Origin of the sequence: Pseudomonas sp. PvP009 (assembly GCF_017832995.1) — a bacterium.
GTDB classification, from domain to species: Bacteria; Pseudomonadota; Gammaproteobacteria; order Pseudomonadales; family Pseudomonadaceae; genus Aquipseudomonas; species Aquipseudomonas syringae.
In genome coordinates this window covers 4,240,003-4,263,944 of the sequence record NZ_JAFIBG010000001.1, presented here as the reverse complement: position 1 = coordinate 4,263,944, position 23,942 = coordinate 4,240,003, and the positions used below count along the sequence as shown (strand labels likewise).

Sequence of the window (23,942 nt, the reverse complement as noted above, 5' to 3'; positions counted from 1 at the left end):
GATCAGGGCCCGTCAGATGTGCAGGATGAATTCGCGTACCAGCTTGCTGCCGAAATAGGCGAGCATCAGCAGGCAGAAGCCGCCCAGGGTCCAGCGAATAGCCTTGTGCCCACGCCATCCAAGGCGGTTACGGCCCCATAGCAGCACACTGAACACGATCCAGGCCAGGCAGGCCAGCAGGGTCTTGTGCACCAGATGCTGGGCAAACAGGTTTTCGACGAACAGCCAGCCGGAAATCAGCGACAGCGAGAGCAACGACCAGCCAGCCCACAGGAAGCCGAACAGCAGGCTTTCCATGGTTTGCAACGGCGGGAAGTTCTTGATCAGCCCGGAAGGGTGCTTGTGCTTGAGGCGATAGTCCTGCAACAGCAGCAGCAATGCCTGGAATGCAGCAATGGTAAACATCCCGTAAGCCAGCAGCGACAGCAGGATGTGGCTGAGTATGCCGGGCTCTTCCATAATCGGCTGCACGGTGCCGCTAGGGGCGAACTGGGCGAGCAATACAGTAACCATGCCCAGCGGGAACAACAGCACCAGCAGGTTTTCCACCGGGATGCGCGACGTGGCGATCAGGGTGACGACGATCACCGAAGCCGCGATAAGGCTGGCGGAGTTGAAAAAGTCCAGGCCAAGGCCGACCGAGTGCGTCAGTTGGGAAAACAGACCAATGGCATGTGCGATGACCGCCAGCGTACCGAGCAGGCAAAGCAGCCGCTTGTCGGGCTTGACGGCCTGGCTCAGGCGCAGGCTCTGATAGACGGTCGCAGCGGCATAAATGATGGCGGCGGCGAGGCTGGGAAGCAGGCTGGGTGGCAAAGGGGACATAGATCCTGATGGACGGGCCTGAAAAGACGCTGAGTTTGGCATAGAACCGGTAAATCACGAAAGACCACAGAAGCAGTCTGCGTGGTGTCCGTGCGACGGAGTCTTCGCTATAATCTGCGACCTGCTCAAGCCGCAGGCTCGCCGAGCGCCATTTCTGCATTACGGGCCGGGCCGCATCAACCGGGGTTCGACGAGAGCCTGAAAGGATCGCGCATGTTTGAAAATCTGACTGACCGCCTCTCGCAGACGCTGCGCCATGTTACTGGCAAGGCCAAGCTGAACGAGGACAACATCAAAGATACCTTGCGCGAAGTGCGTATGGCGTTGCTCGAAGCCGACGTCGCCTTGCCGGTGGTCAAAGACTTCGTCAACAACGTCAAGGAACGCGCCGTCGGCACTGAGGTGTCGCGCAGCCTGACCCCGGGTCAGGCGTTCGTGAAGATCGTCCAGGCCGAACTCGAAAGCCTGATGGGTGCGGCCAACGAAGACCTGGTGCTCAACGTCACGCCGCCTGCCGTCATCCTGATGGCGGGTTTGCAGGGGGCGGGCAAGACCACCACTGCTGGCAAGCTGGCGCGCTTCCTTAAAGAGCGCAAAAAGAAAACCGTGATGGTGGTGTCGGTCGACGTTTATCGTCCCGCGGCCATCAAGCAGCTCGAAACCCTGGCCAACGACATCGGCGTGACGTTCTTCGCCTCCGACATCAGCCAGAAGCCGGTGGACATCGCCCAGGCGGCCATTAAAGAAGCCAGGCTCAAGTTCATTGACGTGGTCATCGTCGACACTGCCGGTCGTTTGCACGTCGATGTCGAGATGATGGGCGAGATCCAGGCGCTGCACGCGGCGGTCAAACCGGCCGAGACGCTGTTCGTGGTCGATGCCATGACCGGCCAGGATGCGGCCAATACCGCCAAGGCCTTCGGTGACGCACTGCCGCTGACCGGCGTGATCCTCACCAAGGTCGACGGTGATGCGCGCGGTGGTGCGGCGTTGTCGGTGCGTGCCATTACCGGCAAGCCGATCAAGTTCATCGGTATGGGCGAGAAGAGCGAGGCGCTGGAGCCGTTTCACCCGGACCGCATCGCGTCGCGCATCCTCGGCATGGGCGATGTGCTCAGCCTTATCGAGCAGGCCGAACAGACCCTCGACAAGGACAAGGCCGACAAGCTGGCGAAAAAGCTCAAGAAGGGCAAGGGCTTCGACCTCGAAGACTTCCGCGACCAGCTGCAGCAGATGAAGAACATGGGTGGCCTTGGCGGCCTGATGGACAAACTGCCGAGCATCGGCGGCGTCAACCTGTCGCAGATGGGCAACGCCCAGGGCGCAGCGGAAAAACAGTTCAAGCAGATGGAAGCCATCATCAACTCGATGACCCCTGCCGAGCGCCGTGATCCGGATCTGGTCAGTGGTTCGCGCAAGCGCCGCATTGCGATGGGTTCGGGCACTCAGGTTCAGGACATCGGGCGTCTGATCAAGCAGCACAAGCAGATGCAGAAGATGATGAAGAAATTCTCCGCTAAGGGCGGAATGGCCAAAATGATGCGCGGCATGGGTGGAATGTTCCCCGGCGGCGGCATGCCAAAAATGTAATTGCGTCGCGTGCAAGAGGCTTTGCACGCGTCCCATCTGGGGGGTGACCCCCAGTCAGCCCGCACTATGCGGGCTTTTGCCGGCTGTCATACCGACAGCTCCCTCGCAAATCTGGAAGGCATGCCGATAGGCGCCGGAAAAAGACATTTGCAAAAGTCGGGATATTCCTTAGAATATGCGGCCTTTCGGGCACCTATGCCCGCTGTGCATCTTAGATTTGCAGCACCGACTACAGGAACGATGTTCAATGCTAACCATCCGTCTTGCCCTTGGCGGCTCCAAAAAGCGCCCGTTTTACCACCTGACCGTAACCGACAGCCGCAACGCTCGTGACGGTTCCCACAAGGAACAGGTTGGTTTCTTCAACCCGGTTGCCCGTGGTCAGGAAATCCGTTTGTCCGTTAACGAAGAACGCGTCAACTACTGGTTGAGCGTGGGTGCACAAACTTCCGAGCGCGTTGCCCAGCTGCTCAAAGAGCACAACAAGACCAAGGCCGCGGCCTGAGTCTTATGAGCGCGACGCCTGCATCTGCCGACGATCTGATCGTCATTGGCAAGATTTACTCGGTTCATGGCGTTCGCGGCGAAGTGAAGGTTTATTCCTTTACTGATCCGATTGGAAACCTGTTGGACTACAAAACCTGGACGCTTCGGCGCGAAGGCAGCGTTGATAAACAGGTGGAGCTGGTCAGCGGACGCTTGCAAAGCAAGTTTCTGGTCACAAAGCTCAAGGGTCTCGATGATCGTGAAGAAGCACGTCTTCTGTCCGGTTACGAAATCTGCGTGCCGCGTAACCTGTTCCCTGATCTGGACGATGGCGAGTACTACTGGTACCAGCTTGAAGGCCTGAAGGTCATCGACCAACTCGGGCAATTGCTCGGGAAAATCGATCACCTGCTCGAAACCGGTTCGAACGATGTAATGGTTGTAAAGCCCTGCGCGGGTAGCCTGGATGATCGTGAACGCCTGTTGCCCTATACAGAGCAATGCGTGTTGGCAATCGATATGGCTGCTGGCGAGATGAAGGTGGATTGGGACGCGGACTTCTGAATGCCATGGCCAGCCTGCGCATAGAAGTCATCAGTCTGTTTCCCGAGATGTTTTCCGCCATCAGCGAATACGGCATTACCAGCCGTGCGGTGAAACAAGGGCTGTTGCAGCTCACTTGTTGGAATCCGCGGGATTACACCACTGATCGCCATCACACTGTGGATGATCGCCCATTTGGCGGTGGTCCGGGCATGGTGATGAAGATCAAGCCCCTTGAAGATGCTCTGGTTCAGGCCAGGCAAGCGGCAGGGGATGCGGCGAAGGTGATTTACCTGTCGCCACAAGGCCGCCAGCTGAATCAGTCTGCGGTACGCGAACTGGCGCAGGAGGAAGCGATTATCCTCATCGCCGGTCGTTATGAAGGCATTGACGAGCGTTTTATTGATGCTCATGTCGATGAAGAGTGGTCGATTGGTGACTATGTTCTTTCCGGTGGCGAGCTGCCGGCGATGGTCCTGATTGACGCGGTTACGCGGCTGCTGCCTGGAGCTTTAGGGCATGTGGACTCCGCGGAGGAAGATTCCTTCACGGACGGTCTGCTGGATTGCCCGCATTACACCCGACCTGAGGTGTATGCGGATCAGCGTGTTCCCGACGTGTTGCTAAGTGGCAATCACGCGCACATCCGGCGTTGGCGTTTACAGCAGTCCCTTGGTCGGACCTATGAACGACGCGCTGATCTTCTGGAAAGCCGCTCGCTTTCTGGAGAAGAGAAGAAGCTGCTGGCGGAATACATCCGCGAGCGGGACGATAGTTAACGTATCGATGGTCGATCCAGACGGATTACCTTAGGAGCACCAGCATGACTAACAAAATCATTCTTGCCCTCGAAGCAGAGCAGATGACCAAAGAGATCCCTACCTTTGCACCAGGCGACACCATCGTCGTCCAGGTTAAAGTGAAGGAAGGCGACCGCGCTCGTCTGCAAGCATTCGAAGGCGTTGTAATTGCCAAGCGTAACCGTGGCGTGAACAGTGCTTTCACTGTTCGTAAAATCTCCAACGGTGTTGGCGTTGAGCGTACTTTCCAGACTTACAGCCCGCAAATCGACAGCATGGCTGTGAAACGTCGCGGTGACGTTCGCAAGGCCAAACTGTACTACCTGCGTGACCTGTCCGGTAAAGCAGCGCGCATCAAGGAAAAACTGTCCTGATACAGTTTTTCGATGCATAAAAAAGGCAGCCTCAGGGCTGCCTTTTTGCTGTCTGTTGTTTGATGATTCATCCCTTGTCTACCGACACATGCACTGAGTGAACATGGCTGCCATCGACCACCCGCTGATTGACCGGTTTCTGGACGCGCTCTGGCTTGAGAAGGGGCTGTCCGACAATACCCGGGATTCTTACCGCAGTGATCTGGCGCTGTTCAACGGCTGGCTGCAGGAGCGCAACGTTGACCTGATCAGTGCCGGGCGCGAAGTCATCCTCGATCATCTTGCCTGGCGCGTTGAGAATGCCTACAAGCCTCGCTCCACGGCGCGTTTCCTGTCCGGCGCACGTGGCTTCTACCGCTATCTGCTGCGCGAAAAGCTGATTTCCGTCGATCCTACCCTGCAGATCGACATGCCTCAGTTGGGCAAACCGTTGCCCAAATCGCTTTCCGAAGCCGATGTCGAAGCATTGCTTGCTGCTCCCGACCTGAGCGAACCCATCGGCGAACGTGACCGCGCCATGCTTGAGGTGCTGTATGCCTGCGGTCTGCGCGTGACCGAACTGATCAGCCTGACCCTGGAGCAGGTCAATCTGCGTCAGGGCGTGCTGCGCGTGATGGGCAAAGGCAGCAAGGAGCGACTGGTGCCCATGGGCGAAGAGTCCATCGTCTGGGTCGAGCGTTACCTGCGCGGTGCCCGCGACGAGTTGCTGGGCGGAAAGCCCAGCGACGTACTGTTCCCCAGCACGCGCGGCGACCAGATGACCCGCCAGACCTTCTGGCACCGTATCAAGCATCAGGCGACGGTTGCCGGCATCAGCAAATCTCTGTCACCGCACACCCTTCGCCATGCCTTCGCCACCCATCTGCTCAATCACGGCGCTGACTTGCGTGTAGTGCAGATGTTGCTCGGGCACAGCGATCTGTCGACGACCCAGATCTACACCCATGTGGCGCGCGCGCGGTTGCAGGAATTGCATGCCAGGCATCATCCTCGCGGTTGATTCACGACGTATTTTGCGAAGCTTCTTACGTCGCTCCGAGTCGGCCCCGCGAGCCTTATGTGGTAGGCTTTGCCGGTTTCGCCTATCAAGGCTGGCACGCCTTTTTTCGACAGTTGCCAGCCTGTCCGCCGTCATAGGAGTTTTCATGCGTTTGCCACAGATTTTCGCTGCCGCCGCTTTGATGCTGGCCGGCACCTTCAGTATCTCTGCCCTGGCGGATGCAGCCCCCGATCAGGCCATCCGCAAGACGCTCGACTCGCTGGAATTGCAGCTGCCGGTCGAGAGTATTTCGCCGAGCCCGCTCAATGGCCTCTATGAAGTGAAGCTCAAGGGCGGCCGCGTCCTGTACGCCAGCGCCGACGGTCAGTTCGTGGTGCAGGGTTACCTGTTTCAGGTGCAGAACGGCAAGCCGGTCAACCTGACCGAGAAGACCGAGCGTCTGGCCATTTCCAAGACCATCAATGCCATTCCTGCTTCCGAGATGGTGATCTATCCGGCGGTGGGCGAGACCAAGTCTCACATCACGGTATTCACCGACACCACCTGCCCGTATTGCCACAAGCTGCATCAGGAAGTCGCTCAGTTGAACAAGATGGGTGTCGAAGTCCGTTACCTGGCCTTCCCGCGTCAGGGGCTTGGCTCTCCGGGTGACGAGCAGTTGCAGGCCGTCTGGTGCTCCAAGGACCGCAAAGGCGCGATGGACCGCATGGTCGATGGCAAGGACATCAAGGCCGCCAAATGCGACAATCCGGTCAGTAAGCAATATGAGCTCGGCCAGTCGATCGGCGTCAACGGCACGCCTGCGATTGTCCTGGCCGACGGTCAGGTGATTCCGGGCTATCAGCCTGCGGCGCAGGTTGCCAAGCTGGCACTGGGCGCCAAATAAGCCGGTGTTTTCAGACGCGCCTTGTGCAGACAGGGCGCAAGCAGCCGGAGTGTCGTCAAAATTTCAGCCGCATGGCGCCATGCGGCCGTTTTTCCACAGCCGATTCAGGTTCGGCTGTTTTTCGGGGAGTTCATCAGTGAAACCGGTCAAAGTAGGCATATGTGGGCTGGGTACTGTCGGTGGCGGTACTTTCAACGTACTTCAGCGTAACGCCGAGGAGATTGCCCGCCGTGCCGGGCGTGGAATCGAAGTTGCGCAAATTGCGGTTCGTACACCAAACCCCAATTGCCAGATTACCGGTACGCCGACCACCAGCGATGTGTTTGCCATTGCGACCAACCCTGAAATCGACATCGTCGTGGAACTGATCGGCGGCTATACCGTTGCCCGCGACCTGGTGCTCAAGGCCATCGAAAACGGCAAGCACGTGGTAACCGCCAACAAGGCGCTGATCGCTGTGCATGGCAACGAAATCTTCGCCAAGGCGCGTGAGAAGGGCGTTATCGTCGCTTTTGAAGCAGCTGTTGCCGGTGGTATTCCGGTCATCAAGGCCATCCGCGAAGGCCTGTCGGCAAACCGCATCAACTGGGTTGCGGGCATCATCAACGGCACTGGCAACTTTATCCTCACCGAAATGCGCGAGAAGGGCCGTACGTTCCCGGATGTGCTGGCTGAAGCTCAGGCGCTGGGTTATGCCGAGGCCGACCCGACATTCGACGTCGAAGGTATCGACGCAGCGCACAAGCTGACCATCCTTGCCTCCATTGCCTTCGGCATTCCGCTGCAGTTCGACAAGGCCTACACCGAAGGCATCACCAAGCTGACGACTGCAGACGTCAATTATGCCGAAGCGCTGGGCTATCGCATCAAGCACCTGGGCGTTGCACGCAGCACGTCTCAAGGGATCGAACTGCGCGTACACCCGACGTTGATCCCGGCCGATCGCCTGATCGCCAACGTCAACGGCGTCATGAACGCTGTGATGGTCAATGGCGATGCCTCCGGCTCGACGCTGTTCTACGGCGCAGGTGCCGGCATGGAGCCCACTGCATCTTCGGTGGTGGCCGATCTGGTCGATGTGGTCCGTGCGATGACCTCCGACCCCGAAAATCGCGTGCCTCATCTGGCCTTCCAGCCAGATTCGTTGTCCGCCCACCCGATCCTGCCGATCGAAGCCTGCGAGAGCGCCTATTACCTGCGCATTCAAGCCAAGGATCACCCGGGCGTGCTGGCTCAGGTCGCGAGCATCCTGTCCGAGCGTGGTATCAACATCGAATCGATCATGCAAAAGGATGTCGAAGAACACGATGGCCTGGTGCCGATGATCCTGTTGACTCACCGGGTAGTGGAGCAGCGTATCAATGACGCCATTCAAGCCCTGGAAGCCCTGCAGGACGTGGTTGGCCCGGTGGTTCGTATCCGCGTCGAGCACCTTAATTAACATCAACTGCAAGCTCTCAGATCCAGGCTGCAAGCCGGTCGTTTCGACCTTGCAGCCTTGGAGCCCTGGCTTTCAGCACAGACCAAAGGTTTGATCCCATGCGCTATATCAGTACTCGCGGCCAGGCGCCGGCCCTGAATTTCGAAGACGTGCTGTTGACTGGTCTGGCCAGCGATGGCGGCCTCTACGTGCCGGAAAACCTGCCGCGCTTCACACAGGAAGAGATCGCTTCGTGGGCAGGTCTGCCTTATCACGAACTCGCCTTCCGGGTGATGCGCCCCTTCGTGGCTGGCAGCATCCCGGATGCCGACTTCAAAAAGATTCTCGAAGAGACCTACGGCGTGTTTGCCCACAGTGCTGTTGCGCCGCTGCGCCAGCTGCATGGCAACGAGTGGGTGCTCGAACTGTTCCATGGTCCGACGCTGGCCTTCAAGGACTTCGCACTGCAACTGCTTGGCCGCCTGCTCGACTACATTCTGGCCAAGCGTGGCCAGCGTGTCGTGATCATCGGCGCGACCTCGGGCGACACCGGTTCTGCGGCAATCGAAGGCTGCCGTCGCTGCGATAACGTCGACATTTTCATCCTGCACCCGAACAACCGGGTATCGGATGTACAACGTCGGCAGATGACCACCATCTTCGGCGACAACATTCATAACATTGCAGTCGAAGGCAACTTCGACGACTGCCAGGAAATGGTCAAGGCCAGCTTCGCTGACCAGAGCTTCCTGAAGGGCACACCGCTGGTCGCGGTCAACTCGATCAACTGGGCGCGGATCATGGCCCAGATCGTTTACTACTTCCACGCGTCGCTGCAGCTGGGCGGACCTGCGCGTTCGGTATCGTTCTCGGTACCGACCGGTAACTTCGGCGATATCTTTGCCGGTTATCTGGCGCGCAACATGGGGCTGCCGATCAACCAGTTGATCGTCGCCACCAACCGCAACGACATCCTGCACCGCTTCATGAGCGGCAATCAGTACGTCAAGGAAACGCTGCACGCCACGCTGTCGCCTTCCATGGACATCATGGTGTCGTCCAACTTCGAGCGCCTGCTGTTCGACATGCACGGTCGTAACGGCGCTGCCATTGCCGAGTTGATGAGCACGTTCCGCCAGGGCGGCGGTTTCAGCGTCGAAGAAGAGCGCTGGACCGAGACCCGCAAACTGTTCGATTCGCTGGCGGTCAGTGATGAAGACACCTGCACGACCATCGCCGAAGTGTTCGCCAGCACCGGCGAGTTGCTCGACCCGCATACTGCTATCGGGGTGAAGGCTGCGCGCGAATGCCGCCGCAGTCTGGACACGCCGATGGTGATTCTGGGCACGGCGCATCCGGTCAAGTTTCCGGAGGCGGTGGAGAAAGCCGGTGTAGGAAAAGCGCTTGAACTGCCTGCACATTTGTCTGATTTGTTCGAGCGGGACGAGCGCTGTACGGTTCTGCCAAATGACCTGAAAGCCATACAGGCGTTTGTCAGCCAGCATGGTAATCGCGGTAAACCGCTCTGACAGAAGCGTCGTGTAACAACTTTAGGCCCGCCATCTGGCGGGCCTTTCTGTTTCTACGTGCCAAACTTCGCTGGTTTTTCGAACCATAGAGTTGAGTCATTCGTAGTGAAGCAGGCAAGTATGCAGAGCGTAGTCAGGGAGGCAGGCAGTACATCGGGATGCAGCGCATGGCGCAAGGTATGGGTATTGCTGGCGCTGATTTTTGCCGGAGCAGCCAATGCGGCGCAAAGCTTGCCGTTTTCACTGACCGCCCCTTTTGTGGTTTCCGCGGATCTGGCGCTCAAAGATCAGGACCGTGCCTGGCTCGACCAGCTCAAGGTACTTCGGGTCGGCATTGCGATCGCAGACTACGAGCCGATCGATATCACCAGTGATCGCAACCGTTATCAGGGCATCAGTGCCGATTACCTGGGGCTGGTCAGCGACCAGTTGAACCTCCCGGTGCAGGTCACCGGGTACGCCAAGCGTGACGAGGCTATCGAAGCGCTGCGCGGCGGCAAGATAGACCTGCTGACCAGTGCCAATGGTTTCGAGCGGGGTGTGAAGGGGCTGTCCTTCTCAACCGAATACATGCCCGATCGATCGGTAGTCGTTGGCCGCGGTAACGATCTGAGCCCGCCGTCGAGCCTGGCTGGCAAGAAGGTCGTGCTGCTTGATGGCTATGCCGATTCGGAGGTGCTGCACCGCGTTTATCCCGACAGCCAGATCATTATTGCGCCTAACCTCTACAGTGCTCTGGAAGCCTTGAGTCAGGGTGAAGTGGACGTTTTCATCGGCAACGAAGTCATAGTCCGTGCCTACACCGCCCTGCGGCCCTACCTCGGTTTGCAGATCAAATTCGAAAGTCGTTTGCCCCCGGTGGGGTTTTCCTTTGCGGTGCGGGGTGACGAGCAGCGCTTGCTGACCTTCATCAATCGCGCCCTGGACAGCATTGCACCCTCGACCAGTCGTGAAGTGCTCGGCCGCTGGACTATGGGCCTGGGCGCTGACGTTGAAGGACAACGCATTCGCCTCACCAGTGCCGAGCGACGCTGGCTGCTCAAGCATCCGAGTGTGACCATCGCGACCGTGCAGCACCCACCGTATATCTACAAAGACAAGAACGGCCACTGGGTGGGGTTGAACGCAGATGTGCTGTCACGTATCTCGCGTATGACCGGCTTGCAGTTCGTCCATCAGGAATTGCCCTCCACGCAGCTGAGTATCGACATGCTGCGCGCCGGTCAGGCCGACATGAACACGACGCTCGCGGAAAATACCGAGCGCCGACGGTTCCTGGATTTTACCTATTCGTTCGGCGGCAATAGCTGGATGTTCGTAGTGCGCTCCGACCGCTCGTCGCACATATCGCTCGACAGTCTGACCGGGAAAGTACTGGCACTGCCGGCCAGGCATGCGCTCGAGGACCTGATCAGGCGCGAGCACCCCTTGATCCAGCTGCGTCTGGTGGACACCTACGATCAGGCCCGTGCGCTGGTGGAAAGTGGTGCCGCCGACGCGACCATTCAGAATGAAGTGGGGGCTTACCTGTTTCCGTCCGGACAACTGAAAGTTGCCAGAAGTGTCGAAGGCCAGTGGTCGCCCGACAGATTTTCAGTGATCAAGACTCAGCCCGAACTGCTGGGGATTCTGAACAAGGCGCTGGAGGAGTTTCCGGTGGCCGAGTTGCGCTCGATCCGTCTGAAGTGGCTGGGCTCGGCGCTGCCTCAACCGTCGCTCTGGGGGCGCATACCGCCGTGGGTGTTCTGGGTCGTGTCTCTGGCTTTGCTGATCGGGCTGGTGTCGCTGACCTGGAGCAGTCGCCTCAAGGTACAGATTCGCCAGCGCCAAAGGGTGCAAAGGCAGCTCAATGATCAACTGGCCTTTAAACACGCTCTGTTCGACGGTATCCCCAATCCGATTTATGTGCGCGATCTCAAAGGGCGCCTGATTTCCTGTAACCGTAGCTACGAGCAGAGCCTGGGCATCAGTTTCGAACAGATGAATGGCCGACGCCTCACGGATGTCAATCTGATCCCGCGTGCGTTGGCCGAGCAGATGCATACCGATTACCTCACTCTGCTGGAGAATCATCAGCCGGTCTTTTCTGATCGCACCATCGAACTGCCGGGCAAACGTATGGACGTCTGGCAATGGACGGTGCCTTTCTTCGCTGCCGATGGACAGTTGCAGGGGCTGCTCGGCGGCTGGATCGATATCACAGAGCGCAAGCAACTGGAACAGCAGCTTCAGGAAGCCATGCATCTGGCTGATCAGGCCAACGAGGCAAAAAGTGCTTTTCTGGCCAGCATGAGCCATGAAATTCGCACGCCGATGGGGGCAATCATTGGTTTGCTGGAACTGGAATGCGAACAAGCCTTGCGCCTGGGCAAGATTCCATCGCAGGGCCTGCAAGTGGCTCACCGCTCGGCTACGGAACTGGTCGCGCTGATTGGCGAAAGTCTTGACCTGGCCAGAATCGAAGCGGGCGGCATGCAGTTGTCACTGGCTGTGACGTCCCTGCAAGGACTTTTCGACGGCGTGATTGAGCTTTTTTCCGCGCAGGCTGGGGAAAAGGGCGTGGAACTGCGCCTGGAATTCTCCGGGCAGGCGCGCGGCGACTACTGGCTGGATCCCTTTAGATTGCGTCAGGTGCTGCATAACGTGCTGGGCAACGCCTTGAAGTTCACCCGGCAAGGTGCGGTAGTCGTGACGCTCGACGTGACCCATGACTCGCCTGAGTCCACGCGTGTGCGCATTGTTATTCAGGACAGCGGCGAAGGTATCGATCCGCAGCGTCAGCAGCAGGTATTTCAACCTTTCACCCAGGCAAGCGATGACACGGCCGCACACTACGGAGGCAGCGGGCTGGGGTTGAGTATTACCCGGCAACTGGTGGAACTGATGAAGGGCGACATCAGCCTGCACAGCGAGCCGGGCAAGGGGACCCTGGTCACCATCGATCTGCCGTTGACCAGGGTGAGCGAGCCGGTTTTGCCCGCGGACGATGTAACGGATGTGCTTGTCGACACGCGTAGCCTTCATCTGTTGGTGGTTGATGACATGTCCGCCAATCGTCTGGTGTTGACCCGGCAGCTGGAGTTTCTTGGCCATCAGGTAACGGCTGTCGAAGACGGCAAGGCGGCGTTGTCGAGCTGGTGCGAAGGTGTGTTCGATGCGGTCATCACCGACTGCAATATGCCGGGTATCAGCGGCTATGCATTGACCCAGGCCATTCGCCAGATCGAAGAGAAAGAGCAACGTCAGCGCTGCCCGGTGATCGGCTGTACCGCCAACGCAATGAGTGACGAGGCGGCACGTTGCGAGCAGGCAGGCATGGATGGCCTGCTGATCAAGCCGCTGTCACTGGCGCGTCTGGCCCATGAGTTGGCGGATCGGGTACGTGAACCGACGTTCGACATCGGCACGCTACAAACCATGACTCAGGCCAACCCGCAACAGATGCAACGGTTGCTAAGCGAATTATGGAAGAACCTCAGGCATGAGCACGCGTTGCTGGAGCCCGCGGTGTCGGCCAGTGACTGGGAGACCCTGAGCGCCTGTCTGCATCGGCTCAAGGGCGCTGCGAGTCTGGTTGACGCAGTGCCGCTTGCCAAGGCCTGTGCCGCGCTGGACGACAGTGTTCGGCTGCAGAGCACGGCCAGCCTGGCCGAACGCTGGCAGGCACTGGAAGTGGCCATGACCGGTCTGCGCGCGGATATCGAATTGCAACTGGTGGCCGTGCCCGAGCCCGCAGGGCCAGGCAATTGAATCCAGCGACACAGTGTGGCGGGTTTAGGACATGTCCTATGGGGCGGATGTCCGGGACGAGCTACAGTTGGCGTTATCCCGGGCCGATGGCTCTGACTCCGCAGGCGTGATCGTGCACTCACTCAAGGTTCTCATTCTCGAAGACCATCCTTTCCAACTGATGGCTCTGCATCAGATGCTCAACGCCAATCAGGTGTTCGATGTGCTGGCGGCCGACAGCGTCGAGGTCGCCAGGCTTTCCCTGCAAAGCCGCGGCCCTGTCGACATCGCGATCTGTGACTTGCAGATGGAAGGGCCTGATGGTCTGGAGCTGATCCGCTTCATGGCTGAGAACGGCCTGGCGCGCGCGCTGATCATTGTCAGCTGTTCTGCCGCCTGCGTGTTGGAAGGGGTGGCGCAACTGGCGCTCGCCCAAGGCCTGAACGTTCTGGGCTACATGCAGAAACCGGCCTCCGCGGGGGCGTTGTACGAGCTGCTCGAGGCGTATGGACCCGGCCGCTCAGACTGTATAGAGCAGGCAGCGTCGGGCAGCACGTTCAGCGCTCTTTGCGCCATCGAATTGTTTGACCCGACCGGCAGCGGACCGATAGACGTGGCGTCCATCGCCGAACAATGGATCACCTATTTTCAACCCAAGGTCAGTCTGCAGGGCGAGTTGCTGGGCGCCGAAGCGTTGGTTCGCTGGCAGCATCCGGTGTACGGCCTGCTGGCACCCGGGCGATTTATCGAGGCCATCGAGGCTGAAGGACTCACCGTTGCGTTGACCTGGCGGGTGCTTGATCAGGCGCTGCAGTTTTCTGCGCAGGCCATGCGCGAGCAGGGTAAGGCGCTGTCGGTTGCCGTCAACATTGACCCACAAGTGCTGCAACAGCTGGATTTCGCCGAGCAGATCACGCAAGCGCTTGCCCGTCATGGCGTGCCGGCCACCGCGCTGACCCTGGAAATTCTCGAGCAGGACGCCGCGCGCCCGGAAACCTGGCAGCTCGAAGGCCTGCTGAGGTTATGCATGCAGGGCTGCAAGTTGTCTATCGATGACTTTGGTATGGGCGCCTCGAATATCGACCGTCTTCTGCAATTACCTTTCAGCGAGCTGAAAATACCGACCGAGTTCGTGCGCGGCATGGCCGACGACGCGCGTAAATCGGCGGTGGTGGCCGGTGCCTTGCTGATGGCGCAGAGGCTGTCGATGTCGGTCGTGGTTGAAGGTGTCGAGACGATTGAAGACGTCCACAGTCTGCTGGCGTTGGGCGACCCCGCCATTCAAGGGTATTTCATCGCTCGCCCGATGTCGGCCTCGGCGTTCATGCGCTGGGTCGCCGAGCGTGACAGCGGCCACCTGCACGCCGTTTGCAGAGACGACCCGCTTCAGGACATGCCGCTTTCCTGCAAATAAATGAACAGGGCTGCGTCATTGGCCAGTCCGAGCTTGCGCATGGCGGCGACTTTCTGAGCGCTGACGGTCTGTTTGCTGCGATTGAGTTGCGCAGCGATCTGGCCAACCGTATGGCCCGCCGAGAGCAGGCGTAACACTTCCAGCTCCCTTGGCGACAAGCGATCTGCCGGCAGTAGCGCATCGGGGCCATGCTGACGGGCTTCGCTCAGCACGCTGCGTACCGAATCGGCGACAAAAAGCTCACCGCGCCTGACCCCCTTGATGGCAGCAGGCAGCTCTCCGGCAAGGCTGGCCTTGCTCAACAGACCTCGGACATCCAGGTCGAGCATGGACTGAAACAGTCCGGCATTGCTCAGGGTTGTGACAACGATCACCGGCAGCGTCGGAAAGTCCCGGCGGATGCGCTGCAGCAGACGCAGGCCATCGTTCTGCCGTTCGACGGGCATCATGAAGTCGGTCACCAGCACATCGCATGCGTGGCGTTCGAGTGCCTGGAGCAGTTCGTCCGGATTGCAGGCCTCGGCGACGACGCTGGCCAGATTGTCCTGCTCCAGGACGACGCGCAGGCCGATGAGAAAAATCGGGTGGTCATCAGCCACGATGACCCGCAGCGGGCGATCAGCGGACTCGCTCAAGAGGTGGCTCCGTGAAAAAGGCTATACGGGTATTGCACGCGCTGGAGGTGTTTAGCGCAGTGATCAAGAGCATAGGCACCTTGTAGGACGCGTAGCGAAATTATGTTGGATTCTTCCTACAAGCTCGCTTTCTGTTGTCATTGGCGTCCGGTTTTTTCCTTGTCACATTCAACAGGCATGCTCGAAATGACAGACAGGTGCTGCGATTCGGCGATAGAAAGAACTTTCTGCTGTCGCCGATGGTCATTGGTTAGCACCTTTGCATTCAAACTGTTGAGTGGTGATCCGGATGGAAAATATCAGCTTACTGCTAAGCGAAGCGCTGGCTCCCTATCAGGCCAGTATTGGCCCGGCCGGCTCTCGGGGCGAACGTCTGGTGACTCTGAAAGACAAATCGGGCACCAGTGTGATCGAACGCGCATTTGGCGCTGATCAACTGAGCGACAAGCGTCAGCTCACCGACGTGGTAGACGGTCTGCGCCGCGATCTGATGGTTGCGGAGGGTCGAATCGAACCCTGCGTCATTGCCGCCATGCGCAATGCTGCAATCAGCCGCACGTTTGTCGGCACTCCATCATTTGCTTAACAGTTGCTTAACCGACGTCTCCGATACCGGAACCTGACGGGTTCGCTGCACTCCTATCGATTACGTCAGGTTTGATCATTGTGCTCCGGTGATCAAGGGCTGACGTACTGACCACAATGGTCATGTTTACCCCGAGCAGGTCCCCCTCTGCCCGGGGTTTCTTTTGTCTGATCATTCCTTGTCCAGCAGTGCCTTGACGTCCTCCAGGTAGCCGGCCCGTTGCGCAGGCTCCAGCCACTGCGCATAAAAGCCCATCAGGCTGGTTTCGCGCAGCACGCGCATCACGCGGTTGACCAGTGCGATGGCCTGCTCGCCCTCGGGCGAGCTGCTGCAGCTGACGTAGACGAACTGGTATGCAGGATTGCCCTTGATCGGCAAGAAGGCCAGTTCCTCCGGCCTTATGCCTTGTTGCATGGCATGATAGCGCGCCTCCGGCCAGAAGCTGATAAAGGCTTGCAGACGCTCCAGACGCTCCATTTGCAGCAGGCTGCCGACGGCATCGTTACCGTAGTGCGGGACGAGGGTGCCCTCATCGACGTCGTGCAACGTGTGGTCGATCATCTCTCCGTAGCTGCGTTCGGCAACGATGCCCAATTTGATCGTCCGGCTGGCCATCAAGGCCGCGACGTCGATTTTTCCGTCCTCGACGTAGGGCTCGAACTTCGACATTTCCTCCTTGCGCACAATCAGACCGCTGCTGAGGATGGCGCCGATCGGTATGGAAAAAAGCAGGGTTCTGGCTCTTTCTGCCGTCCACAGCATGGTGGGATCACAACTGAGAGACGTGTTGTCGCTCAGCATTTGCAGAGCCCTGGCGCGGTTGACCCGCATCAGCACATGATCGTATTCGGGCATTTGCGCGGTCAGCAAGGGCATCAGCTGATCAATTGCTCCTTGCCCGCGCATGGAACCGGAAAAAATCGTCGAAGGAGGGATGTCGCGCATCAGCCAGGTCAGCGTCTCCCTGGCCTGGCTGACACACGGCATGGCAGCCAGCGACAGGGCGAGCATCAATCGAGCCGTTGTACAGTACGAGGCAGGAAGGGGCATTCGCGGGTGTCATCCTCGAAAAGGGTTCAACAGTCTGAGGTAGGGTTGGCAGCTCTTTGAATGGCGCTGCGCCAGTGGCGTCACATTCAGGTGCCCCGGTTGGGAGTCCGGGTGCTCGCCGCATATCGTCATTAGCACAGATATGTATCAGAAATTTGTTTCAAACTATCGATTTTTGTTCGTCCTGCAAATGGGGCGCAAACACATCCTTGCGCGAGCAAGTTCGTTCACAGGCCCGGCATCGGGTAGACTTGCCGTCTTCCCTCCAGACTCTAGAAGCCCGTTCATGGCCCAGCCGTCCACGACCTACAAATTCGAACTCAACCTCACCGACCTCGATCGCGGCGTGTACGAGAGCGTCAAGCAGACCATCGCCCGCCATCCTTCGGAAACCGAAGAGCGCATGACCGTGCGTCTGCTGGCCTATGCCTTCTGGTACAACGAACAGTTGTCGTTCGGTCGCGGCCTGTCTGATGTCGACGAGCCCGCTCTGTGGGAAAAAAGCCTGGATGACCGGGTTCTGCACTGGATCGAAGTGGGCCAGCCGGACGCCGACCGACTGACCTGGTGCTCGCGCCGTACCGAACGCACCAGCCTGCTGGCCTACGGCAGCCTGCGCGTCTGGGAAGGCAAGGTCATCCCGGCGATCAAGAACCTGAAAAACGTCAATATCGCCGCCGTCCCGCAGGAAGTGCTGGAAGTGCTGGCCAAGGATATGCCGCGGGTCATCAAGTGGGATGTGATGATCAGTGAAGGGACGGTGTTCGTCACTGACGACCGCGGCCAGCATGAAGTCCAGTTGCAATGGCTTGCGGGCGAGCGCGGCTGACAGCCGCCGGTTCCGATCGAAATCACATTCATCGACACTGCAAAGAGAATCAGCTGACCCGCATGCGCATCGAACCTCGTCTATTGCCCGACACCTTGCCGTTCCTTGGCGACCTGCCGCCCCTGCTCACACGTCTGTACGCAGCACGAGGTGTGGCCTGCGAGGCCGAACTGGACAAAAGCCTGGCGCGGCTGATCCCCTATCAGCAACTCAAGGGGATCGATGCGGCAGTAGACCTGCTGGTCACTGCGCTGCGCGAGGGCCAGCGTATGTTGATCGTCGGCGATTTCGACGCCGATGGCGCGACTGCCAGCACGGTGGGTGTCCTGGGCCTGCGTCTGCTGGGCGCGGCGCATGTGGATTATCTGGTGCCCAATCGGTTCGAATATGGCTACGGCCTGACGCCGGAAATCGTCGAAGTGGCGCTGCAGCGCGAACCTCAGCTGTTGATCACCGTGGATAACGGCATTTCGAGCGTCGAGGGCGTGGCGGCGGCCAAGGCGGCCGGCTTGCAGGTACTGGTGACCGATCACCATTTGCCTGGTCATGAGCTTCCTGCCGCAGACGCCATCGTCAACCCGAACCAGCCAGGCTGCACCTTCCCCAGCAAATCGCTGGCCGGTGTCGGGGTCATTTTCTATGTACTGATGGCCTTGCGTGCGCGTCTGCGCGACACCGGCTGGTTCGAGAGCAATCAGCGTGCCCAGCCCAATCTGGGCGAGCTTCTGGACCTGGTCGCGTTGGGCAGTGTGGCCGATGTGGTGCCGCTGGATGCCAACAATCGCATTCTGGTCCATCAGGGGCTGATGCGCATTCGTGCCGGGCGTGCCCGACCGGGGTTGCGCGCCATTCTGGAAGTGGCCCGGCGTGAGCCTTCGCGCATCACCTCCACCGACCTGGGGTTCATTCTCGGGCCACGCCTGAACGCGGCGGGGCGCCTGGATGACATGAGCCTGGGGATTGAGTGCCTGCTCTGCGACGACCCGACCCTGGCGCGGGAAATGGCCGTGCAACTGGACGAGCTGAACCAGGATCGCAAATCCATCGAGCAGGGCATGCAGCGTGAGGCGCTCGCCCAGCTCAAGGACCTGCCGCTGGAGTCGATGCCGTTCGGCCTCTGCCTGTTCGACGCCGAGTGGCATCAGGGTGTCATTGGCATCCTTGCTTCGCGGCTCAAGGAACGTTACCACCGTCCCACCATCGCGTTCGCCAGCGCCGGGGAGGGCGTGCTCAAAGGTTCGGCCCGTTCGGTACCGGGGTTTCACATTCGCGATGCGCTGGACGCCGTGGCGGCCAGTCATCCGCATCTGATCAGCAAGTTCGGTGGTCACGCCATGGCGGCAGGCCTCTCGCTGCCTGAAGAGAACTTTCCGGCGTTTGCCGAAGCGTTCGACCAGGAGGTACGTCGTCAGCTCGACGAGCAGGACCTGACCGGGCGTCTGCTGTCCGACGGCTCGCTGGCCGTCGAGGAATTTCATCTGGAACTGGCCCGCGCGCTGCGCAATGCCGGTCCCTGGGGGCAGCACTTCCCCGAGCCCTTGTTCCACGGCGTGTTTCAGCTGGTCGAGCAGCGAGTGGTGGGCGAGCGTCACTTGAAGATGGTGCTCAAGACCGAGTGCGGCAGCGTCAAACTCGATGGCATTGCGTTTGGCGTCGACCGGGATATTTGGCCCAACCCGAATATTCGCTGGGTCGAGCTGGCCTACAAACTCGACCTCAATGAGTTTCGCGGCAACGAAACCGTGCAACTTCTGGTGGTGCATATCGCGCCACGCTGACGATAGCAGGAACCCCTCTCGCTACCGGGTTGTCGACACTACACAGTCTGCCAAACCTGTTCTTTGAATGAACGGAACCTGGACACCTGAATTTTCATTACGAGAGGTTGCCATGAGCCTGCTGCTTGAACCCTATACCCTGCGCCAATTGACCCTTCGCAATCGCATCGCAGTGTCGCCGATGTGCCAGTATTCCAGTGTCGACGGCCTGGCCAATGACTGGCACCTGGTTCACTTGGGAAGCCGTGCCGTTGGCGGCGCCGGCCTGGTCATCACCGAAGCGATGGCGGTGACGCCGGACGGGCGCATCACTCCCGAAGACCTCGGGTTGTGGAACGACGAACAGATCGAACCGCTGCAACGTATCACCCGTTTTATCAACGCTCAGGGTGCGGTTGCAGGCGTCCAGCTGGCGCACGCCGGCCGCAAGGCCAGCACCTGGCGCCCGTGGCTTGGCAAGCACGGCAGTATTTCCCTGAATGAAGGCGGCTGGACCCCGGTCGGACCTTCGGCAATTGCTTTCGATCCGCAGCACACCACCCCTGTGCAACTGAGCGAAACGCAGATTCAGGAGTTGATCAAGGCGTTTGTCGATTCCGCACGGCGTGCCTTGGAGGCGGGCTTCAAAGTGGTGGAAATTCACGCCGCCCATGGTTATTTGCTGCATCAGTTCCTCTCGCCTCTGAGCAACCAGCGTACCGACGAGTATGGCGGTTCATTCGAGAACCGCATTCGCTTTACGCTGCAAGTCACCGAAGCCGTACGCGCGGTGTGGCCTGCAGAGCTGCCGGTGTTCGTTCGTGTGTCCGCCACCGACTGGGTGGAAGACGGCTGGAACGCCGATGAAACGGTCGAGCTGGCGCGTCGATTGAAAGCCATCGGGACCGATCTGATCGATGTATCGTCGGGCGGTACGTCAGCCAACGCGGAAATTCCGGTCGGTCCGGGCTACCAGACGCGCTTCGCCGAGCGGGTTCGCAAGGAGTCCGACATCGCGACAGGCACGGTGGGCATGATTACCGATCCGGCGCAGGCAGAGCACATTCTGCGTACCGGGCAGGCCGATATCATCCTGCTGGCGCGTGAGCTACTGCGTGATCCGTACTGGCCTCTGCGCGCCGATGAAGACCTGGGTGGCCGCCTGGCAACCTGGCCTGCGCAGTATCAACGCGCGACGCACCGAGATCAGCCGATTCATGAGTCTGACTTGCGCGACTGATCGCCAATCGCTTCGCTGCTGGCAATACCGACAAATGAGCGCCGCACGGCGCTCATTTTTGTTACTCGCCTTCCAGCAGCTCGGTGACGCGGCTGATCAGTTCGGCAATCGCAAACGGCTTGGGCAGCACATGCATGCCCGGCTCGAGCGTGTCATGCGCCAATACAGCGTTTTCAGCATAACCGGTCACGAACAGGATTTTCAGGTCGGGCCGGACGTCACGAGCCGCGTCTGCGACCTGACGACCGTTCATGCCGCCCGGCAGACCGACGTCGGTAATCAGCAGGTCGATGGCCGCTTTGGACTGCAGTATGGTCAGCGCATCGGCGCCTCGTTCAGCCTGCAAAACGATATAACCAAGGTCTTCAAGCAACTCTGCAATGAGCAAGCGCACCGCGGGTTCGTCATCGACAACCAGAATGGTTTCGTCGCCGGTGCTCGAGGCGGGGACTTGCAACGGGCTGTCATCGAAGGCCACCGTTTCAGCTTCACCTTCGTGCATCGGCAGCAGAACGCAGACCTTCGAACCCTCACCCAGCTTCGAGGTAATGTGCACGCCGCCGCCTGACTGCCGTGCAAACCCGTAAATCATCGACAGCCCCAGCCCGGTGCCCATGCCTAACGGTTTTGTGGTAAAGAACGGGTCGAAGGCCCGCGCCATGACGTCGTTGCTCATGCCCGTGCCGGTGTCGCTGACGGAGAGTTCCACGTAGCGGCCTGCGGGCAACTGATACCTGGTCGCAGTGGCGGCAGTCAGGTGACGGTTGCCCGTCTGGATCAGCAGTTTTCCACCATCGGGCATGGCGTCCTTGGCGTTGATGCACAGGTTGAGCAGCGAGTTTTCCAGTTGATGCGGATCAACCAGGGTCGCCCACAGCCCGTGCGAGGCATTGACCTGCATGTCGATCGCCGGGCCCACAGTGCGCCGGATCAGCTCGTCCATGCCCGCGACCAGCAGGTCGATATCCGTAGCCTTGGGCGCCAGTGTCTGACGGCGCGAGAATGCCAGCAGTCGGTGTGTCAGGGATGCCGCGCGTCTCGAACCTTCCAGGGCTGCGTTGATGTAGCGATCCAGTTCAGTGAAGCGCTCCTGTCTGATCCTCGACAGCAGCAGCTCCATGTTGCCGGTGACGCCCATCAGCAGGTTGTTGAAGTCATGGGCCAGCCCGCCGGTCAATTGCCCGACCGCTTCCATTTTCTGCGATTGAATCAAGGCCTCCTCGGCAATACGCAGGGCCTTGATGCGGTCCTTCTCGTGGGTCAGGTGCTTGCCCAGCGCAAAAATGATTCCATTGCCAGGCGCAGCGGTCCAGCCGAACCAGTGGTAGCTGCCGTCGACATGCTGGTAACGATTTTCAAACAGCGGCAGTACGTGGTTGATGGTGTGTTTCAAGGCGTTCTGCGTGCTGCTGACATCATCCGGATGCAGCAGGGTCATGATTGACGTGCCCAGCAGCTCGTGTTCCGGGTGGCCCAGCAGCGCTGTCCAGGCCGGGTTTACCCGCAGAAAAATACCGTTGAAATCGAGTATCGCCAACGGGTCAGGAGAAATCTCCCAAAACGTGTCCAGCTCCAGCGTGCGTTGTTCAAGTCTGGCGGTCTGCTGTCGTTCCAGGTTGACCAGGTCATCGATCAGTTTCAGGCGCTTGCGCTCGCTTTCCTGCAGCGCTTGCTGATTGAGGACATGCGCGGTGGTTTCGTTGGTGATGCAGAACATGCCAACCACCACGCCGTGCTCATCGATTACCGGTGAAAACGAGAATGACCACCATGTCTGTTCGATCTCGCCGTAGCGCGCCATGCTCAGCGGCATATCCGTGTAGCGGCAGGGCTTGCCGGCGAACGCATCGATCACCAGCGGCGCGACCTGATCCCATACGTCTGCCCACAGATCCGGGATCAGCGCACCGATGGCGTTGTCCTTGCGCGGTCCGAGGATCGGGGTATAGGCGTCGTTGTGGAAAAACACCAGCTCCGGCCCCCAGAGCAGGTACATCGACTCCGGGGAATTAAGGATCAGATTCAGGGTGTTTTTCAGCGATACCGGCCAGTGTTCGATCGGTCCGAGTGGTGTCTGGCTCCAGTCCCTGGATCGAATAATCCCGGCGGCTTTGCCGTTGGCGGTCGGGAAACCAGTGGGCGATGTCACGTCAGACAAACTCCTGAAAATCTGAATCGGAGTGCAATGGCATTCATATGAATGTAAGTGTGTATTGGGTCAATTCAGAAAAGGGTTTGCATACCTGCTTTTACCTGCAGCTTGTACATTATTGACTCTTTGCTACAGGTACGGGTTTCATGCATTTCGCTGTCGCGCGGGGCAGATTGACGAACGGGTAGTGCTTTTAGCCGTAACATCCGGAAGCAAACCGGTAATAGCCAGGCAGTGACTTCTCTTCAAGTTGTTGGTCAATGAACTATCTGACAAACCTTGTAGGAGGCTTCCTGTGAATACGCGTGGTTTACTCGATCAATTGCTCAAGTCCGGACAAAGCATGTTGCAGGACAAGAACAAAGGCAAATCCGGCAAGCAATCGTCGGGCAGCGATTCACTGATCAACGGTCTCGGCAGCCTGCTTGGCGGTGGCAAAGGGCAGGGCGTTTCCCAGAATGGATTGGGCAGTCTGCTATCTGGCGCCGGTGGTGGTGCGCTGGCCGCAGGTGCCATGAGCCTTCTGCGCGGCAAACGCTCACGCGGGATGGGCGGCAAGGTGCTGACCTACGGAGGTCTGGCGGCGCTGGGGGTACTGGCTTACAAGGCGTACAACAACTGGCAGGCCAGTCAGGGACTCACCGCTCAGCGCGAACCGCAAACCATCGACCGGCTGCCCGAGGCTGAAGCCGAGCAGCACAGCCAGGCGATCCTGCGCGCACTGGTCGCCGCCGCAAAGGCCGATGGCCATGTCGATGAGCGCGAGCGCGAACTGATCGAGGGAGAGTTCACCAAGCTGAACAACGATCAGACGCTTCAGCAGTGGCTTCATGCCGAGTTGAACAAGCCGCTGGACCCGGCCGAGGTGGCCCGGGCCGCGACCACGCCGGAAATGGCTGCGGAGATGTACATTGCCAGTGTGATGCTGGTGGATGAAGAGCACTTCATGGAACGCGCCTACCTTGATGAGTTGGCGCGGCAGTTGAAGCTGGAACCCGGCCTCAAGACCGAGCTGGAAGGCCAGGTGCGGAACGCTCAGTAAACTGGCGCTCCGGCCGCCGGCTGCCTGGCACGCATTGCGTGCCAGGCAACTCGAT

20 protein-coding genes are annotated in these 23,942 nt (G+C 59.4%); 16 read left to right on the top strand and 4 right to left on the bottom strand.

Annotation, left to right across the window (positions count from 1 at the left end; genetic code table 11):
- Window positions 1–12: 12 nt before the first annotated feature.
- Complete coding sequence (gene ccsA, locus JOE29_RS18255) at window positions 13–825, bottom strand: cytochrome c biogenesis protein CcsA (protein ID WP_003314223.1); 813 nt, start codon at window positions 823–825, stop codon at window positions 13–15.
- A 213-nt stretch (window positions 826–1,038) separates the two neighbouring features.
- Here ccsA and ffh point away from each other — a divergent pair, with 213 nt between their 5' ends.
- The 11 genes from ffh (at window position 1,039) to JOE29_RS18200 (ending at window position 14,596) form a co-directional block, all read left to right on the top strand.
- Window positions 1,039–2,415, top strand: a complete 1,377-nt coding sequence (gene ffh, locus JOE29_RS18250; RefSeq protein ID WP_004406399.1) for a signal recognition particle protein — start codon at window positions 1,039–1,041, stop codon at window positions 2,413–2,415.
- A 247-nt stretch (window positions 2,416–2,662) separates the two neighbouring features.
- Window positions 2,663–2,920, top strand: a complete 258-nt coding sequence (rpsP, locus tag JOE29_RS18245) for a 30S ribosomal protein S16 (protein ID WP_002552521.1) — start codon at window positions 2,663–2,665, stop codon at window positions 2,918–2,920.
- 5 nt (window positions 2,921–2,925) lie between these two features.
- Complete coding sequence (gene rimM, locus JOE29_RS18240; RefSeq protein ID WP_003314225.1) at window positions 2,926–3,465, top strand: ribosome maturation factor RimM; 540 nt, start codon at window positions 2,926–2,928, stop codon at window positions 3,463–3,465.
- Between the two features lie 5 nt (window positions 3,466–3,470).
- Complete coding sequence (gene trmD, locus JOE29_RS18235) at window positions 3,471–4,223, top strand: tRNA (guanosine(37)-N1)-methyltransferase TrmD (RefSeq protein WP_002552523.1); 753 nt, start codon at window positions 3,471–3,473, stop codon at window positions 4,221–4,223.
- A gap of 44 nt (window positions 4,224–4,267) precedes the next feature.
- A complete protein-coding gene (rplS, locus tag JOE29_RS18230; protein WP_002552524.1) occupies window positions 4,268–4,618 on the top strand; it encodes a 50S ribosomal protein L19 in 351 nt (116 codons plus the stop codon).
- 103 nt (window positions 4,619–4,721) lie between these two features.
- The gene (gene xerD, locus JOE29_RS18225; RefSeq protein ID WP_210079738.1) at window positions 4,722–5,618 is read left to right on the top strand and encodes a site-specific tyrosine recombinase XerD; all 897 of its coding nucleotides are present in this window, start codon (window positions 4,722–4,724) and stop codon (window positions 5,616–5,618) included.
- A 145-nt stretch (window positions 5,619–5,763) separates the two neighbouring features.
- Window positions 5,764–6,504, top strand: a complete 741-nt coding sequence (gene dsbC / locus JOE29_RS18220) for a bifunctional protein-disulfide isomerase/oxidoreductase DsbC (RefSeq protein WP_010416035.1) — start codon at window positions 5,764–5,766, stop codon at window positions 6,502–6,504.
- A gap of 136 nt (window positions 6,505–6,640) precedes the next feature.
- Window positions 6,641–7,945 carry a homoserine dehydrogenase gene (locus tag JOE29_RS18215; protein ID WP_003314229.1) on the top strand — a complete coding sequence of 435 codons (1,305 nt, stop codon included), beginning with the start codon at window positions 6,641–6,643 and terminating at the stop codon, window positions 7,943–7,945.
- 98 nt (window positions 7,946–8,043) lie between these two features.
- Window positions 8,044–9,453 (top strand): threonine synthase, encoded by a 1,410-nt coding sequence (gene thrC / locus JOE29_RS18210; RefSeq protein WP_003314231.1) that lies wholly within the window; start codon window positions 8,044–8,046, stop codon window positions 9,451–9,453.
- Window positions 9,454–9,573: 120 nt separating this feature from the next.
- Entirely contained in the window at window positions 9,574–13,203 is a 3,630-nt protein-coding gene (locus JOE29_RS18205; RefSeq protein WP_245226726.1) for a transporter substrate-binding domain-containing protein, read from the top strand.
- Window positions 13,204–13,234: 31 nt separating this feature from the next.
- Window positions 13,235–14,596 carry an EAL domain-containing response regulator gene (locus tag JOE29_RS18200; RefSeq protein WP_044311842.1) on the top strand — a complete coding sequence of 454 codons (1,362 nt, stop codon included), beginning with the start codon at window positions 13,235–13,237 and terminating at the stop codon, window positions 14,594–14,596.
- Here JOE29_RS18200 and JOE29_RS18195 read toward each other — a convergent pair.
- Window positions 14,569–15,231: a response regulator transcription factor gene (locus JOE29_RS18195; protein WP_057405593.1), complete on the bottom strand. Its 663-nt coding sequence runs from the start codon at window positions 15,229–15,231 to the stop codon at window positions 14,569–14,571. The two genes, JOE29_RS18200 and JOE29_RS18195, sit on opposite strands and share 28 nt — an antisense overlap.
- A 289-nt stretch (window positions 15,232–15,520) precedes the next feature.
- Here JOE29_RS18195 and JOE29_RS18190 point away from each other — a divergent pair, with 289 nt between their 5' ends.
- A complete protein-coding gene (locus tag JOE29_RS18190; protein WP_003314237.1) occupies window positions 15,521–15,817 on the top strand; it encodes a DUF3509 domain-containing protein in 297 nt (98 codons plus the stop codon).
- Between the two features lie 171 nt (window positions 15,818–15,988).
- On the opposite strand, the gene JOE29_RS18185 is transcribed toward JOE29_RS18190, so the two are convergent.
- A complete protein-coding gene (locus JOE29_RS18185) occupies window positions 15,989–16,828 on the bottom strand; it encodes a TIGR02285 family protein (RefSeq protein WP_181004348.1) in 840 nt (279 codons plus the stop codon).
- Between the two features lie 325 nt (window positions 16,829–17,153).
- Here JOE29_RS18185 and JOE29_RS18180 point away from each other — a divergent pair, with 325 nt between their 5' ends.
- The 3 genes from JOE29_RS18180 to JOE29_RS18170 all read left to right on the top strand — a co-directional run bounded on the left by JOE29_RS18180 (window position 17,154) and on the right by JOE29_RS18170 (window position 20,693).
- Window positions 17,154–17,696 (top strand): YaeQ family protein, encoded by a 543-nt coding sequence (locus tag JOE29_RS18180; protein WP_003314240.1) that lies wholly within the window; start codon window positions 17,154–17,156, stop codon window positions 17,694–17,696.
- Between the two features lie 62 nt (window positions 17,697–17,758).
- Complete coding sequence (recJ, locus tag JOE29_RS18175; protein ID WP_099315257.1) at window positions 17,759–19,474, top strand: single-stranded-DNA-specific exonuclease RecJ; 1,716 nt, start codon at window positions 17,759–17,761, stop codon at window positions 19,472–19,474.
- A gap of 112 nt (window positions 19,475–19,586) precedes the next feature.
- Window positions 19,587–20,693 carry an NADH:flavin oxidoreductase/NADH oxidase gene (locus JOE29_RS18170; protein WP_003391177.1) on the top strand — a complete coding sequence of 369 codons (1,107 nt, stop codon included), beginning with the start codon at window positions 19,587–19,589 and terminating at the stop codon, window positions 20,691–20,693.
- A 61-nt stretch (window positions 20,694–20,754) separates the two neighbouring features.
- Here the strand turns inward: JOE29_RS18170 and JOE29_RS18165 are convergent, their stop codons facing one another.
- Window positions 20,755–22,842: a response regulator gene (locus tag JOE29_RS18165; RefSeq protein WP_029572926.1), complete on the bottom strand. Its 2,088-nt coding sequence runs from the start codon at window positions 22,840–22,842 to the stop codon at window positions 20,755–20,757.
- Window positions 22,843–23,140: 298 nt separating this feature from the next.
- On the opposite strand from JOE29_RS18165, the gene JOE29_RS18160 reads away from it, so the two are divergent.
- Window positions 23,141–23,887: a tellurite resistance TerB family protein gene (locus JOE29_RS18160; RefSeq protein WP_103692940.1), complete on the top strand. Its 747-nt coding sequence runs from the start codon at window positions 23,141–23,143 to the stop codon at window positions 23,885–23,887.
- Window positions 23,888–23,942 lie beyond the last annotated feature (55 nt).

Excerpts from the sequence above, each read along its gene's own strand:
- rpsP (WP_002552521.1), top strand. The coding sequence starts at position 2,663 with ATGCTAACCATCCGTCTTGCCCTTGGCGGCTCCAAAAAGCGCCCGTTT.
- rplS (WP_002552524.1), top strand. The coding sequence starts at position 4,268 with ATGACTAACAAAATCATTCTTGCCCTCGAAGCAGAGCAGATGACCAAA.
- JOE29_RS18185 (WP_181004348.1), bottom strand. The coding sequence starts at position 16,828 with ATGCTCGCCCTGTCGCTGGCTGCCATGCCGTGTGTCAGCCAGGCCAGG.
- trmD (WP_002552523.1), top strand. The coding sequence starts at position 3,471 with ATGGCCAGCCTGCGCATAGAAGTCATCAGTCTGTTTCCCGAGATGTTT.
- dsbC (WP_010416035.1), top strand. The coding sequence starts at position 5,764 with ATGCGTTTGCCACAGATTTTCGCTGCCGCCGCTTTGATGCTGGCCGGC.
- ccsA (WP_003314223.1), bottom strand. The coding sequence starts at position 825 with ATGTCCCCTTTGCCACCCAGCCTGCTTCCCAGCCTCGCCGCCGCCATC.
- JOE29_RS18200 (WP_044311842.1), top strand. The coding sequence starts at position 13,235 with ATGTCCTATGGGGCGGATGTCCGGGACGAGCTACAGTTGGCGTTATCC.
- JOE29_RS18190 (WP_003314237.1), top strand. The coding sequence starts at position 15,521 with ATGGAAAATATCAGCTTACTGCTAAGCGAAGCGCTGGCTCCCTATCAG.
- recJ (WP_099315257.1), top strand. The coding sequence starts at position 17,759 with ATGCGCATCGAACCTCGTCTATTGCCCGACACCTTGCCGTTCCTTGGC.
- rimM (WP_003314225.1), top strand. The coding sequence starts at position 2,926 with ATGAGCGCGACGCCTGCATCTGCCGACGATCTGATCGTCATTGGCAAG.
- ffh (WP_004406399.1), top strand. The coding sequence starts at position 1,039 with ATGTTTGAAAATCTGACTGACCGCCTCTCGCAGACGCTGCGCCATGTT.
- JOE29_RS18205 (WP_245226726.1), top strand. The coding sequence starts at position 9,574 with ATGCAGAGCGTAGTCAGGGAGGCAGGCAGTACATCGGGATGCAGCGCA.
- JOE29_RS18180 (WP_003314240.1), top strand. The coding sequence starts at position 17,154 with ATGGCCCAGCCGTCCACGACCTACAAATTCGAACTCAACCTCACCGAC.
- thrC (WP_003314231.1), top strand. The coding sequence starts at position 8,044 with ATGCGCTATATCAGTACTCGCGGCCAGGCGCCGGCCCTGAATTTCGAA.
- JOE29_RS18170 (WP_003391177.1), top strand. The coding sequence starts at position 19,587 with ATGAGCCTGCTGCTTGAACCCTATACCCTGCGCCAATTGACCCTTCGC.
- xerD (WP_210079738.1), top strand. The coding sequence starts at position 4,722 with ATGGCTGCCATCGACCACCCGCTGATTGACCGGTTTCTGGACGCGCTC.